Origin of the sequence: Acinetobacter sp. G11, from assembly GCF_049808495.1 — a bacterium.
Taxonomy (GTDB): domain Bacteria; phylum Pseudomonadota; class Gammaproteobacteria; order Pseudomonadales; family Moraxellaceae; genus Acinetobacter; species Acinetobacter kookii.
In genome coordinates this window covers 99,306-111,610 of record NZ_JBNCAT010000002.1, presented here as the reverse complement: position 1 = coordinate 111,610, position 12,305 = coordinate 99,306, and the positions used below count along the sequence as shown (strand labels likewise).

Annotated in this window: 13 protein-coding genes; 9 read left to right on the top strand and 4 right to left on the bottom strand. The window is 42.7% G+C overall.

Features of this window, described 5'->3' with window-relative positions:
- Positions 1–2 precede the first annotated feature (2 nt).
- From cyoB to alr, 9 genes are all read left to right on the top strand, one after another.
- Positions 3–1,991 (top strand): cytochrome o ubiquinol oxidase subunit I, encoded by a 1,989-nt coding sequence (gene cyoB, locus ACPUEY_RS01400; RefSeq protein ID WP_425120862.1) that lies wholly within the window; start codon positions 3–5, stop codon positions 1,989–1,991.
- 4 nt (positions 1,992–1,995) lie between these two features.
- The gene (gene cyoC / locus ACPUEY_RS01395) at positions 1,996–2,616 is read left to right on the top strand and encodes a cytochrome o ubiquinol oxidase subunit III (RefSeq protein WP_092818301.1); all 621 of its coding nucleotides are present in this window, start codon (positions 1,996–1,998) and stop codon (positions 2,614–2,616) included.
- Complete coding sequence (locus tag ACPUEY_RS01390; RefSeq protein WP_086197269.1) at positions 2,616–2,942, top strand: cytochrome o ubiquinol oxidase subunit IV; 327 nt, start codon at positions 2,616–2,618, stop codon at positions 2,940–2,942. Before cyoC ends, ACPUEY_RS01390 begins: the two co-directional genes overlap by 1 nt.
- A gap of 10 nt (positions 2,943–2,952) precedes the next feature.
- A complete protein-coding gene (cyoE, locus tag ACPUEY_RS01385; protein WP_092818302.1) occupies positions 2,953–3,831 on the top strand; it encodes a heme o synthase in 879 nt (292 codons plus the stop codon).
- A gap of 314 nt (positions 3,832–4,145) precedes the next feature.
- Positions 4,146–4,532, top strand: coding sequence for a 30S ribosomal protein S6 (gene rpsF / locus ACPUEY_RS01380; RefSeq protein WP_092818303.1), 387 nt, complete (start codon positions 4,146–4,148; stop codon positions 4,530–4,532).
- Positions 4,533–4,543: 11 nt separating this feature from the next.
- Positions 4,544–4,771 (top strand): 30S ribosomal protein S18, encoded by a 228-nt coding sequence (gene rpsR, locus ACPUEY_RS01375; protein WP_004719336.1) that lies wholly within the window; start codon positions 4,544–4,546, stop codon positions 4,769–4,771.
- A gap of 9 nt (positions 4,772–4,780) precedes the next feature.
- Complete coding sequence (rplI, locus tag ACPUEY_RS01370; protein ID WP_086200293.1) at positions 4,781–5,227, top strand: 50S ribosomal protein L9; 447 nt, start codon at positions 4,781–4,783, stop codon at positions 5,225–5,227.
- Positions 5,228–5,486: 259 nt separating this feature from the next.
- Positions 5,487–6,932: a replicative DNA helicase gene (gene dnaB / locus ACPUEY_RS01365; RefSeq protein WP_092818304.1), complete on the top strand. Its 1,446-nt coding sequence runs from the start codon at positions 5,487–5,489 to the stop codon at positions 6,930–6,932.
- Between the two features lie 333 nt (positions 6,933–7,265).
- Positions 7,266–8,330: an alanine racemase gene (gene alr, locus ACPUEY_RS01360; protein WP_425120861.1), complete on the top strand. Its 1,065-nt coding sequence runs from the start codon at positions 7,266–7,268 to the stop codon at positions 8,328–8,330.
- A gap of 65 nt (positions 8,331–8,395) precedes the next feature.
- On the opposite strand, the gene ACPUEY_RS01355 is transcribed toward alr, so the two are convergent.
- The 4 genes from ACPUEY_RS01355 to ACPUEY_RS01340 are packed head-to-tail and all read right to left on the bottom strand — an operon-like array spanning position 8,396 to position 12,087.
- A complete protein-coding gene (locus ACPUEY_RS01355; RefSeq protein WP_425120860.1) occupies positions 8,396–9,136 on the bottom strand; it encodes a peptidase in 741 nt (246 codons plus the stop codon).
- Positions 9,137–9,163: 27 nt separating this feature from the next.
- Positions 9,164–9,943 (bottom strand): transglutaminase family protein, encoded by a 780-nt coding sequence (locus ACPUEY_RS01350; RefSeq protein ID WP_425120859.1) that lies wholly within the window; start codon positions 9,941–9,943, stop codon positions 9,164–9,166.
- On the bottom strand, positions 9,940–10,542 hold the full coding sequence (locus ACPUEY_RS01345) for an alpha-E domain-containing protein (RefSeq protein WP_425120858.1): 603 nt from the start codon (positions 10,540–10,542) through the stop codon (positions 9,940–9,942). The genes ACPUEY_RS01350 and ACPUEY_RS01345 overlap by 4 nt, the downstream gene beginning before the upstream one ends.
- A gap of 24 nt (positions 10,543–10,566) precedes the next feature.
- On the bottom strand, positions 10,567–12,087 hold the full coding sequence (locus ACPUEY_RS01340) for a circularly permuted type 2 ATP-grasp protein (RefSeq protein WP_425120936.1): 1,521 nt from the start codon (positions 12,085–12,087) through the stop codon (positions 10,567–10,569).
- Positions 12,088–12,305 lie beyond the last annotated feature (218 nt).

Below are 12,305 nucleotides of genomic sequence, written 5' to 3'. Positions count from 1 at the left end.
ACATGAGCTTCTTAGGTAAGTTAGGTCCGGATGCAATCCCTCACGATCCAATCGTGTTGGTGACAGTTGCCATGATGGTCCTAGGCGGTCTTGCAATGTTTGCAGGTATCACCTATTTCAAAAAATGGGGCTATTTGTGGAACGAATGGTTCACATCTGTAGACCATAAAAAAATTGGTATCATGTATATCCTCGTGTCGATTGTCATGCTTGTGCGTGGCTTTGCCGATGCGATCATGATGCGTCTTCAGCAGTTCCTTGCAAAAGGTGGTGGTGAAGGTTACTTGCACCCAGAACATTACGATCAGATTTTTACTGCGCATGGCGTAATCATGATCTTCTTCGTAGCGATGGGTCTTGTCGTTGGCTTAATGAACATTTCTGTACCACTTCAAATTGGTGCACGTGACGTTGCCTTCCCGTTATTAAACTCTTTAAGTTTCTGGCTGTTTGCCGGTGCTGCGGGTCTAATGATGGTATCTCTTGCTTTAGGTGAGTTCGCTGCAACAGGCTGGATGGCTTATCCTCCTCTTTCAGGTATCGAATATTCTCCTGGCGTAGGTGTAGACTACTACATTTGGGCACTTCAGGTTTCAGGTCTGGGTACGCTTTTAACAGGTGTTAACTTCTTCGTTACCATCATTAAAATGCGTGCGCCTGGCATGACCCTTATGGATATGCCTATTTTCACCTGGACATCTTTGGTCACTGTTGTACTTATCATTGCGACTTTCCCAGTATTGACTGCGACTCTTGCAATGTTGACACTTGACCGTTACTTCGACTTCCACTTCTTTACAAATGACTTGGGTGGTAGCCCAATGTTATATGTAAACTTGATCTGGACTTGGGGTCACCCGGAAGTATACATCCTGGTATTACCAGCTTTTGGTATTTACTCGGAAGTTACTGCCGTATTCTGCCGCAAAGCTTTGTTCGGTTACAAATCAATGGTGTACGCTACTGTAGCAATTGGTGTTTTATCACTTGTTGTTTGGGTTCACCACTTCTTTACCATGGGTGCAGGTGCCAACGTTAACGCGTTCTTCGGTATCATGACCATGATTATTGCGATCCCGACTGGTGTGAAAATCTTCTCTTGGTTATTCACCATGTACAAGGGCCGCATTACCTATACAACCCCAATGCTTTGGACACTTGGCTTCCTTGTGACTTTCGGTATCGGTGGTTTGACAGGCGTATTAATGGCAGTTCCACCAGCGGACTTCCTGGTACACAACTCTTTATTCCTTATCGCTCACTTCCATAACGTAATTATTGGTGGTGTAGTATTTGCGATGTTCGCAGGTATCATTTTCTACTGGCCTAAAATGTTTGGCTGGCAGTTAAATGAAGCTTGGGGTAAAGCAGCGTTCTGGTTCTGGTTCATCGGTTTCTATTTTGCGTTCATGCCACTTTATATCCTTGGTTTCATGGGTATGACTCGTCGTTTGAATACATTTGACAACCCTGAATGGGATCCATATGTAAATATTGCTATGTTCGGTGCGGTTCTGATTGCACTTGGTATTGCATGTTTCGTTATGCAAATCGTGGTTGGTTTCTTGCAACGCGAGAAAAACATGGACGTTACTGGCGATATCTGGGATGGCCGTACGCTTGAATGGTCTACTTCATCTCCTGCTCCGTTCTATAACTTTGCTTATATTCCAAAGATCAATGGTATTGATACTTTCTGGACTGACAAAGAAAACGGTATTGCATACGCTAAACCAACCAAGTATGAAGACATTCATATGCCAACCAACCGTGCGGCTGGTTTTGTTATCGCAATGTTCATTACTACCATGGGCTTTGCTTTAATCTGGCACATCTGGTGGTTAGTAGCGATTACATTCGTTTCTGCGATCATTAGCTTCATCGTGTCTTCTTTCACGAAGAAAGTGGACTACTATGTCCCTGCTGCTGAAGTTGAACGCATCGAAAACGAACGTTATGCACAACTTGAAAAACACTTGAAGAAGGACTAAGACTATGGCTGAAGTACTTCATCACGATAACCACGGACACGATGAACATCATCATCACGATGATACTGACATCACAGTCTTTGGTTTCTGGTCTTACTTGATGAGTGACTTGATCCTATTCGGTACACTCTTCATCGCGTTTGCTGTATTAAGCAGTCACGTTCCAGTTGGTACTCCAAGTGCACGAGATCTTTTTGGTGAATCTCTCGGTTTCGTGTTAACTGAAACATTCGCTCTCTTGATTTCGTCTGTAACGTTCGGCTTTGCTGTTCTTGCTGCCTACAAGAAAGACGTATCTAAAGTTCTGACTTGGCTTGCAATTACCTGGGTATTTGGTGCTGCCTTCATCGGTATGGAATTATATGAGTTCAATCATTTAGTTCATGCTGGTCACGGTCCTAGCACAAGTGCATTCTTATCTGCGTTCTTTACGCTAGTAGGTACACACGGTATTCACGTAACTTCTGGTTTGGTATGGATGATCGTGTTAATGGTTCAAATCAAGAAGTATGGTTTGACTCTTCCAAACACTCGTCGTCTTGCATGCTTAAGCTTGTTCTGGCACTTCCTTGACATCGTTTGGATCTGTGTATTCAGCGTAGTTTACTTGATGGGAGTTCTCTAATGAGTCACGATCACAATTCAGCTGGTGCAGCACACGGTAACGTTAAGCAATATACTGTTGGCTTTATCCTATCTATCATCCTGACCATCATTCCTTTCGGAATGGTGATGGCTGGTGGTTTTGGTCGCGGTATCTTGATTACCGTGATTGCGATTACTGCAGTTGCTCAGATTCTTGTACAGTTAATTTATTTCCTGCACATGAACTCTTCTTCAGAGCAACGCTGGAACGTTATTGCATTCGTTTATACGATTCTGACCATTGCCATCCTTCTGGTTGGTTCTGTATGGATCATGAACTACCTTCACTACAACATGATGATCTAAACTGGTTGTCATGCTGAAAAAGTATTTATTCCTGACTAAACCAGGAATTCTCTTTGGTAACTTCGTTACCACTTTGGGTGGCTACTTTGTAGCTGCCCAAGGTTCTGTAGATTTCCTTCTTCTTCTCATTACCCTTCTCGGTACCACTTTGGTGGTGGCATCAGGTTGTGTGGTCAATAACGTCATTGACCAGGACATCGACCAAAAGATGCAACGTACGCAAAATCGTGCGATGGTAAAAAAATCAGTTTCCGTTCCTGTTGCCTTGGTTTATTCCCTGGTACTCGGAGTCACCGGTTTTAGCATCTTGTGGTTTTGGGTCAATGCGTACGCTTTTTTATTCGCTGTCATTGGTTTTGTCGTATACGTTGGTTTCTACAGCTTATGGACAAAACGGACAACCATTCACCAAACCATTGTCGGTAGTATTTCTGGTGCAGCTCCCCCTGTAATTGGTTATACCGCTGTTGCAAACCAGTTTGACATGGGTGCCTTACTTATTTTTCTTGGGTATGCACTTTGGCAAATGCCTCACTCTTGGGGAATTGCAGTTTACCGCTTTGAAGATTACAAAAATGCAGGGATTCCAATTTTACCTGTAGCACGTTCAATTCATCGTACCAAGATCGAGTCGCTCATCTACGTTGTATTGTTCTGTATCACCATGAATGGATTATTTGTTTATGGTTATACAAATTGGATTTATGTGGTCGTACTGAACCTTTTGTGTCTGTACTGGGTGTATTTGAGTATTCAAGGCTTTAAAGCTGAAAATGATCAGTTATGGGCAAAGCAATATTTCATGTTCTCTGTCAAATTAATCACTGTCATCAGCCTCTTGTTTAGTTTCACTTCAACAGCACCACAACTACCCATCATATTTTTTTAAAAGATAGAGTCCTGCTCTATCTTTTAATTAGATATGCCATCCGCTTTTTTCATTTTCCTTGTCATGCTTTGCTTACTTCCTTATTTTCATAAACAAACTTTTTAGTAAGTGAATGTCTTTTTGTTCTTCATGACCAGCAAAATCTAGCCCAGCACTATTTTCAGTATTTTTGCTTTTTGCTCTTCCCAAACCTTGTATTTAACCTGCAAAGGCTCTAAAATTCACGCTTCGCAATTTATGCGACACAACTTTAGTTGTGACTCCTTGCCTCTGCTTTTATTGGCAGAGGCTGTATAAACCGTAAGGAGCTGACAATGCGTCACTACGAAATCGTACTTTTGGTACATCCAGACCAAAGCGATCAAGTTGTGGGTATGGTAGAACGTTACCTAACTCACATCAAAGAAGCTGAAGGTCAAATTCACCGTTTAGAAGATTGGGGCCGTCGTCAATTGGCTTACCCAATTAACAAAATTCACAAAGCTCACTACATTTTAATGAACGTTGAATGTGGTCAAGCTACGCTTAATGAATTAGAAGAATTGTTCCGTTATAACGACGCAATCCTTCGTAATGTTATTATTCGTCGTGAAAACGCAATCACTGAAGAGTCTTTACTTGCTAAGAGTGCTGAAGAAAAACGTGCGCGTAAAGCTCAACGTGAAGAAGCACAACAAGCTCAAGACTCTGCTGAAGCATAAGGAGAACATCAATGGCACGTTTTTACCGTCGTCGCAAGTTCTGCCGCTTTACAGCTGAGAACGTTACGTACATCGACTACAAAGATATCGATACTTTGAAACAGTACATCACTGAAAACGGCAAGATTGTTCCTAGCCGTATTACAGGTACTAAAGCTCGTTACCAACGTCAATTGGCGCTTGCTATCAAACAAGCTCGCTACTTAGCGTTGATCCCTTACACTGACAATCATAAGTGAGGTTGAGCTGTGGATATTATCTTATTACAACGCATTAAAAACCTTGGTAAATTAGGCGATAAAGTATCAGTTAAAGCTGGTTATGGCCGTAACTTCCTTATCCCTCAAGGTAAAGCAGTTGCAGCAACCGAAGCGAACACTGCTGCTTTTGAAGCTCGTCGTGCTGAACTTGAGAAAGCTGAAGCTGACGTTTTAGCTGCTGCTCAAGCACGTGCTGACCAATTGAACGAAGTGAATATCGTAATCACTGCTAAAGCTGGTGACGAAGGTAAACTATTCGGTTCTATCGGTACTCGTGACATCGCTGACGCTTTAACCAATGCTGGTCTTACTGTTGACCGTGCAGAAGTTCGTTTACCAAATGGTGCGCTTCGTAACACTGGTGAATTCAACATCGCAATCCAATTGCATCATGATGTTGTTGCTGAAGTTCTCGTTACTATCGTATCTGAGTAATTTCCTGCAAGAAAAAGAGCATGCTTTTGCATGCTCTTTTTTTATCTCTAAAAACAGTCAAGATAGTTGAATTAACGTATATAAACGTTGTTCACTTCATTTATTTTGACTGTTTTTAATGACTTAAATAAATGAAATTTTCGATTCGCATTTTTTTTAAGAGCGCGTATCATCTGCTTATACGAAGATAATACCTTTTTTTATTCTTCGGCACTTTTTTCAAATTACTCATTTATTGCATTTAAAATTAGGGTTTTATATGTCACAGGCGAATGCCAGCGCTATGCTTAACTCAGCGAAAGTAGATAATAAAGCAAATGAGTCAGGCCAACTTAAAGAGTTTCGTACTCCTCCGCACAACTTGGCAATTGAACAAGCCGTTCTTGCCGCGCTGATGACGGTCGCCGAATCTTTTGAGCAAGTCGGTGATGTATTAAATGAAAATGATTTCTATGCCACACGTCATAAATATATTTTCCGTGCCATTGAAAAACTAGCCCAAGAAAACTCGCCTTATGATGCGGTTTTGGTCAACGACTGGCTGATCAAACAGAATCTGCTCGAGGCTGTGGGTGGCGAAGAATATTTAATGCAGCTGATGGCAGACTCCCCTTCCAGCTTTTATAACCTGGAAACCTACGGCAATAAAATTAAAGAATTTTCAACCTTACGCAGCATGATCAAGGTGAGTTCTGAAATTCTACAGAACGCGTATGACACCAAGGGCCGTACGGTCAGTGAAATTCTGGATTTAGCTGAAACCAATATCTTCTCCATTGCTGAACAGCATAACAACAATGCCAAAGCGCAAGGTCCAAAACCAATCAATGCGGTAGTCGCCGATGTTTTTGACAAGTTGAATGAACTTTCCCAAATGGAAGGCAACATTACCGGTTTAACATCAGGTTTCGTGGAACTGGATAACAAAACTTCAGGCATGCAAGCCGGAGATTTGATTATTGTGGCTGCACGTCCATCCATGGGTAAAACCACCTTCGCCATGAACCTGGTCGAAAGTGTGCTGTTTAACTGTGACTTGCCTGCCCTGGTTTTCTCTATGGAGATGCCCGCAGATTCGATTGCCATGCGTCTGATTTCTGCTTACGGTAAAGTCCATCAGGGTCATCTGCGTGCCGGCAAACTGGATGGTGATGAATGGTCCAAAGTCACTGGCACCATTTTACAGCTGCAGGAAAAGCATCTGTACATTGATGACTCTTCCGCTCTTCCACCAACCGAAGTCCGGGCACGGGCACGTCGTATTGCCAAACAGCATGGAGGGAAAATTGGCTGTATCATGGTCGACTATTTGCAGCTGATGAAAGTACCGGGCATGGGCGATAACCGTGTTGGCGAGATTTCGGAAATTTCCCGCAGCTTAAAAGCCTTGGCTAAAGAGATGAACTGCCCTGTGATTGCACTTTCCCAGCTGAACCGCTCGCTGGAAAACCGTCCAAACAAGCGTCCAGTGATGTCCGATTTGCGTGAATCCGGTGCGATCGAGCAGGATGCCGACTTGATCATGTTCATTTACCGCGACGAAGTGTATAACAAGGAATCTAAAGAAGCCGGTACTGCCGAAATTATTATCGGCAAGCAGCGTAATGGTCCAATTGGTACGGTACGTCTGGCTTTCGAAGGTCAATACACGCGCTTTAGCAATCTCTCGCCTGAGTTCTATGCCCAGTATGATGATGAAGAATAAGCTATAAAAAACGAGGTTCTGACCTCGTTTTTTTACTCTTTGCCCTGTACCCCCACCGTATTTTTTTAAAGTTCACTTAATCGCGCTATTGCTTTAATTCATCACCGCTCAATATTGCATAAATTTTTTCTGTCTAAAATTTGGTGAAAAATACACTTTAACTTAGTGTTTATTTTCAGTCAGAGGACTACAATACCCTTCTTCATTTTGTTTAAGTTCCTCATTTTCAAGACTGAGGAATGAGCATATCTATAATATTCTTACGTAGCTTATAAGCAATTTGATCTCATAAATTGCTGTAATGTTTTATTGTAACCCCAAGGAGTAACGAGGGTGCGCCAAGCAACAGTTTATATTGATAGAGAAGCCCTTCAATATAATTTAAACCGTGTCAAACAACTTGCACCAACTGCCCAAATTGTCAGTATGGTTAAAGCCAATGCTTATGGACATGGAGTCAAAGACTGTTTAGCAGCCTTAGGTGAAACGGACGCTTTTGGTGTCGCCTGCCTGGAAGAAGCCTTAGAAATTCGTGAACTTGGCTATCAACAACCGATTACCCTGATTGAAGGCATTTTTTCGGAAGATGAAATGCAAGTGGTAATAGAGAACAATATTGAATGTGTGGTTCATCATCAGCAACAGTTAGACTGGTTACGTGCACACAAAGCAGCCTACATTGGCAAAAACTTGAAAGTTTGGGTCAAACTCAACAGCGGCATGAACCGCTTGGGTTTTAAGGTACCCGAAATCATTGAAGTGATTAATTCGCTTAAAGCTGAAGGTTTTAGCTGTGTACTGGCCATGCACTTTGCCAATGCCGATGCCGAACATCCTTTAAATGAACAGCAAAAAAATCAGTTCCTGCAAGTAAAACAAGCCTGCGCCCCCGTGATGGGCTCTTGCTGCAATTCGGCTGCCATTTATAAATGGCCTGAATTGAATTTTGATTTTGTCCGTCCAGGAATCATGCTTTATGGTGCATCTCCATTTGCAGATCGATCTGTCCACGATTTAGGCCTTAAACCGGTGATGACTTTTACGGCCGAGATTATTGCCCTAAACCATATTCAGGCAGGTGAACATGTCGGTTATGGGTCCACCTTTACCGCTAAACAAGACATGGACCTCGCTATTGTTTCAATTGGTTATGGAGATGGCTACCCTCGCGCCTTCCCTAAACAAAATTACGTGGCAATTAACGGTCAAGCGACCCGTGTGATTGGCCGCGTTGCAATGGACATGATTGCGATTGATGTGACCGGTATCGATGCGCCACTTGGAACTGAAGTTGAGCTATGGGGTAAAAACCGCCTGGTTGATGATGTTGCCGAAGCCAATGGCACCATTGGCTATGAACTGCTATGTCGTTTAAGTGCCCGTCCTATAAGAAAATAAGATTTAAAATCCAAATAAAAAACTCAAGCTTGCACTTGGGTTTTTTACAATCTCATAACTGTTTATTACTCTAGATAATCATCAGTCGGGATGGGCAATTCTTGCAAGCCACGGCGCAAAGTATCTGACCACTGTTTACTGAGCTTCCAGAAATAGGGATCTTCTTCATAAATTCGTTTGCCATTTGGAATATGTAAAGAATCTTTTTTATACACCACCGTATCAAGCGGCATCCCCACAGAAACATTGGAACGCAAAGTAGAATCAAAAGAAATTAAACAGCAGCGTACAGCTTCATCCAGAGGCATTTCATAAATTAAGGCCCGGTCGAGTATGGGTTTGCCATATTTACTTTCGCCAATCTGAAAATAAGGGGTATCTTCTGTGGCACAAATAAAATTGCCTTGCGGATAAATATTATACAGCTGCATTTCTGCCCCCTGAATTTGCCCGCCCAGCAAAATGCTGCAGTAATAATTACTTTGTTCATGCGTTTGGGCATCTTCAACCACATCGGCAATCACTTTTTTCAGGGTATGCCCCACCAGTTCGGCCATTTCAAACATGGTGTTGACACTATATAGGTTCGGTTCCTGCTTAAGTTCCAGATGGTTGTTTAAATGACCAATGACTGCTTGGGTTGTGGCTAAATTCCCCGATGTCTGGATCGTTAAAAACCGTTCGCCTTCTATACCAAAAATATAAAGCTTGCGAAATACCGATATGTGATCCACCCCGGCATTGGTACGGGTATCACTGACAAAAACCAGGCCGTCTTTTAACCGTAGCGCACAACAATAAGTCATGAGAAACTCCTTATGACTTTAAAATTTTCAGCAAGCGAGCACTTGAACGATAGAATTCATGGATTCAATACCTCCACGCTCCCGTATCCCTCGCACTGGCGCAACATCCCAGTAATCACGTCCTATGGCAACATATATATGTGCATTAGGCGTAAATAACTGGTTGCTGGTATCAAAACAATACCACGAATTTTCAAAAAAAACCTCTGCCCAAGCGTGACTGGCAAGATGAGAGGTATGGGGTACAAATAAATAACCGGATACATAACGTGCCGGCAAGCCTAAATATTTACACATGGCAATAAAGACATGGCTATGGTCCTGACATACCCCTTGCCGGCATTGAAAAGCCTCCATTGCAGAGGTGTGTACCGAAGTACGGTCAGGTGTATAGGGAATATAATTCAGGATGGCCTCGGACAGTACCATCAGGTTAGCCCGATTGATACGGGGAACATAGCAATCTGCAAAACTTTTCATCTCTGCATTGCACAGCGTACTGGATGTCGGTTGCAAAAATATTTGCGGATTGAGCTCTGTCCCAATTCCAAATTGCGTATCAGGATTAATCTCGACAATGCCCTGCGCCATGATGGTCATTTGGCTGTAGGGCTGTCGCTGCGAACTGGTAATCCAGATGTTGTTAAAGGCATCGTTTTTTGTTTCCTTAAGCCCGGGCACACTGACATCCCAACAATGGACCTGCTGATGGACATTGCTGCCTGGCGTCATTTTAATGTACTGGATACTGTTGCAAGCCGGATCACTATATTGATAATGCGTTTGGTGATTGATCATCAACTTCATACATCCACCTCGAACAGGTTTTGAATATGATCACTAAAGTGATAAAAATTCATACTATCCGGGCTTAATTTAAGCTGCTGCCAGGCCTCATCCAGCTTATCCCAGCCAATCTGCGCCAGCAGGTCAACAATTTGATCCATATTGTCCAAAGTCGTGCGCTGCTCCTGTTTTAGACGGATTTGCCGGTCCAGCTGCTCAATATTCTGTCCCAGGCTAAAAAACAGGAACACATCTTCCGATTCAGCCTCGACAACATCATGGCAATCTGCCGCCACGTCACAAATATAGCTCGCATTCGCATGGGCATTTTTAATCAGCTGATTTAATTCTGCATAGGCTTTTGCTGAAAGTACACCACGCAAGTCCTGTATGTTGTCCTTGGCATGTTGAAATTGTTGATGAAAAGACGACGGCTGTTCAATATCCAGCAATAATGCATTGAGTGAACTTGCATCAAAAGCAGGCAAGCAAAAAGCATGGGCATATTGCAATGCATCCTGATCTTCCACAAACGGAAACTGGCTACAGGTATATTGAATCCGGGTTAAATACCGCCCCAACCAAAAAATATGCTGAGCATTGCTATTTAATAAAATCATAATTTCCTTCCCATGGTTAGATATTTATGAATGCAGGTTATCGACAACCCAGGTGTCTTTAACGCCGCCCCCTTGTGAAGAATTCACCACCAGCGACCCGGCCTGCATGGCGACCCGTGTCAAACCACCCGGAACAATCTCGGTGCGGTATGGTGAGCTGAGGACAAAAGGCCGTAAATCGATATGACGCTCTGCCACGCCAAAATCAGTCAAGGTCGGGCAAACCGATAAATCCAGCGTTGGCTGTGCAATATACAAATGCGGAGCCGCACTAATTTTGTCTCTAAAAGCTTCAATCTGGCGGCTTGAGGCTTGCGGACCAATCAACATGCCATAACCGCCTGAGCCTTGGGCTTCTTTCACCACCAGCTGTTCCAGATTGGCCAGGACATACTCAAGATCTTCACTTTCCCGGCACAAATAAGTCGGCACATTTTTTAAGATGGCCTGCTCGCCCAGATAAAAATGAATCATTTTATCCACATACGGATAGATTGATTTATCATCAGCCACTCCGGTGCCCGGCGCGTTGGCAATCACCACATTGTGATTTAAATAAGCTGACATTAAGCCGGGTACACCCAAGGTGCTATCCGGCAAAAAGCATAAAGGATCGAGATATGCATCATCGACTCGACGATAAATTACATCAACCCGCTGTCTGCCACGAATCGTTTTGACATAAACCTTATCGTTCTCTACAAAAAGGTCACGTGATGTCACTAAAGGCACATCCATTTCCCTTGCCAGGAAGGAATGTTCATAATATGCGCTGTTGTAGCGACCTGGCGTCAGGACCACAATAAAAGGCTTATCGACATAGGCATTTTCAGCCAGAATCTCTTTGAGTAACTGAGGATATTGCTCGATACCCAAAACGTTATTTTGCTGGAACAGCTGTGGCATTAATTTCTGGCTAATTTTCCGGCTTTCCAGCATATAAGACACACCGGACGGGGTTCTTAAATTATCCTCTAGTACATAAAATTCACCATGACGGTCACGGATAATATCGATCCCACTGATTTGGCTGTAAATTTTTCCTTTCAGGTCATGTGCGTACATATGTGGCTGATAAGCTTCATGCGCCAATACCTGCAACTCAGGCACAATATTGGCCTTCAAAATGTCCTGTTGATGATAAATATCATGTAAAAATAAATTCAGGGCACGCACCCTTTGCGCACAGCCAAGCGACACCTTGTTCCATTGCTTTTTCTCCATCACCCGTGGAATCAGGTCATAGGGAATGGTTCGCTCAATTCCTTCAGACTCACCATAAACAGTAAAGGTAATACCATCATATAAAAAATGTTTCTTGGCCGTCTGGTTAAGCGACTTCAACTCTTCCAAAGTATGCTGTGATAACCAATGTTCTATCTTTTGGCAGGTTTCACCCGTCATCCCCTGTTCATCAACCAATTCATTAAAAAAATGCGATTTAAATTGTTGAAACAAAGAATTCAATTTAGTTTGAGGTCTAAATGAGGTTGTTAAAGACTCATTGCCCTTCTCAGCCACTTCATTGTGGGAAAACGTCTCCATTGACGCCATCGAATTTGTATCTTGATTTTCTTTAAGCATACAAACCTCGTAAGTATTTTCTATTGTCTATAGATTCAAGCAACAAGCATGCCAATTATTATTTAGGTTCCTGATTTATTGTGGTTTTATTCATTTCAAGGAATTTCCGGATAAACCCAGGTCAAAATATGCACAGTTTCTAGCAACCCTGCTTGCGAAAATAATTCAGTTTTTTTATT

Coding starts and splice junctions, on each gene's coding strand:
- ACPUEY_RS01390 (WP_086197269.1), top strand. CDS start 2,616: ATGAGTCACGATCACAATTCAGCTGGTGCAGCACACGGTAACGTTAAG.
- cyoE (WP_092818302.1), top strand. CDS start 2,953: ATGCTGAAAAAGTATTTATTCCTGACTAAACCAGGAATTCTCTTTGGT.
- rpsF (WP_092818303.1), top strand. CDS start 4,146: ATGCGTCACTACGAAATCGTACTTTTGGTACATCCAGACCAAAGCGAT.
- ACPUEY_RS01340 (WP_425120936.1), bottom strand. CDS start 12,087: ATGGAGACGTTTTCCCACAATGAAGTGGCTGAGAAGGGCAATGAGTCT.
- ACPUEY_RS01345 (WP_425120858.1), bottom strand. CDS start 10,542: ATGATTTTATTAAATAGCAATGCTCAGCATATTTTTTGGTTGGGGCGG.
- cyoC (WP_092818301.1), top strand. CDS start 1,996: ATGGCTGAAGTACTTCATCACGATAACCACGGACACGATGAACATCAT.
- cyoB (WP_425120862.1), top strand. CDS start 3: ATGAGCTTCTTAGGTAAGTTAGGTCCGGATGCAATCCCTCACGATCCA.
- rpsR (WP_004719336.1), top strand. CDS start 4,544: ATGGCACGTTTTTACCGTCGTCGCAAGTTCTGCCGCTTTACAGCTGAG.
- ACPUEY_RS01350 (WP_425120859.1), bottom strand. CDS start 9,943: ATGAAGTTGATGATCAATCACCAAACGCATTATCAATATAGTGATCCG.
- ACPUEY_RS01355 (WP_425120860.1), bottom strand. CDS start 9,136: ATGACTTATTGTTGTGCGCTACGGTTAAAAGACGGCCTGGTTTTTGTC.
- dnaB (WP_092818304.1), top strand. CDS start 5,487: ATGTCACAGGCGAATGCCAGCGCTATGCTTAACTCAGCGAAAGTAGAT.